This is a genomic window from Actinokineospora xionganensis (genome assembly GCF_014323725.1).
GTDB classification, from domain to species: Bacteria; Actinomycetota; Actinomycetes; order Mycobacteriales; family Pseudonocardiaceae; genus Actinokineospora; species Actinokineospora xionganensis.
This window is the reverse complement of record NZ_JABVED010000055.1, coordinates 1-1,411: the sequence shown is the minus strand read 5'-3', so window position 1 is coordinate 1,411 and position 1,411 is coordinate 1. Positions and strand designations below refer to the sequence as shown.

1 protein-coding gene is annotated in these 1,411 nt (G+C 68.2%); it reads right to left on the bottom strand.

Translation table 11 applies throughout. The annotated features are described in order from the left end of the window. The coding region (locus GPZ80_RS31855) for a family 2B encapsulin nanocompartment shell protein (RefSeq protein ID WP_312880685.1) at nt 1–1,335 on the bottom strand (1,335 nt) is incomplete at its 3' end. Nucleotides 1,336–1,411 lie beyond the last annotated feature (76 nt).

Below are 1,411 nucleotides of genomic sequence, written 5' to 3'. Positions count from 1 at the left end.
GGCGGAGTAGTAGGCGCTGACGAGGTAGGAGATGACGGCCTTCTCGTTGATGCCCGCGAACCGCACCGACAGGCCGGGCTGGTACTCGTCGGGGATGCCAGTCTGGTGCAGGCCGATGACGCCCTGGTCGGACTCGCCGGTGCGCATGACCAGGATCGACGTCGTGTTGGTCGGGCTGATCGGGATCTTGTCGCACGGCAGCAGCGGAACGCCGCGCCACGCCTGCATCGGCCTGCCCTGAACCTCCACAGTGGACGGATAAAGCCCGACCTTGGTGCATTCCCGACCGAACGCGGCGATCGCGCGCGGGTGGGCGAGGAAGAAGTTGGACCTGCGCCTGCGTGACAGCAGTTCGTCGAGATCGTCGGGACCGGGGGCACCCGCACGGGTGTGGATGCGCTGACGCAGATCGGCGTTGTGGAGCAGGCCGAAATCGCGGTTGTTGACCAGCTCGTATTCCTGGCGTTCGCGCAATGCCTCGATGGTCAGCCGGAGCTGGTGTTCCACCTGGTTCATCGGGTCGTTGTAGAGGTCCGCCACCCGCGAGTGCACGCGCAGGACGGTCTGGGCGAGGCTGAGTTCGTACTCGCGGGGCGCTCCGTCGTAGTCGACGAACGTGCCGGGCAGGTCCGGCTCACCGGTGTGTCCCGAGGACATCGCGATCTCGGCTTCGCCGTGCTTGTTCTGCGCCGCCGTCGGGCTGGAGCGGACCGCGTCGACGTGCTCGCGCAGCGGCTCGGAGCGTTCCAGCATCGCCAGGAACTCCTGACGGGGCAGGGAAAGCATCGTGCACCCCGTCTCGGCGGTGACCGTGTACTCCCAGGCCGCACTCGGATCGAGCAGGGCGTCGTCGCCGAAGTGTTCGCCGTCGGCCATCACAGCGAGCACGGTCCGGTCGCCGTAGTGGCCGGTCCCGCTCTTGGTCACCTTGCCGTGGGCGATCAGGTGGACCGCGTCCGCGGGCGTGCCCTGGGTGACGATGTTCTCGCCCGCGGCGAACTCCCGCTGCACGAACCGGTCGGCGAGCGCGTCGAGCGTGGCGTCGTCGCCGAGGCCGCGCAGCAGTGGGAGTTCTCGCAGTTCGGCGGGGATGACACTGATCGCGGCGCCGACGTTGGTGAAGGTGAGCCGCCCGTCGCCGACGGTGTAGCTCAGGCGTCGGTTGACCCGGTAGGCGGCGCCCGCGGCGTTCACCCAGGGGAGCATCCGCAGCAGCCACCGCGAGGTGATCTCCTGCATCTGCGGGACGGACTTGGTGGTCGTGGCCAGTTGCCTGGCCGCGTTGGTGCTCAGGCTCTGCTGTGCTGTAGCCGCAGGGTCGAGTACGCCGGTCACTGTGTGAGCCGCCAATCGTGGTTCGGGTGGGGAATCGTCAGAGGCCGATCTGGACGTTGTCGAGCACGCCGAGCGC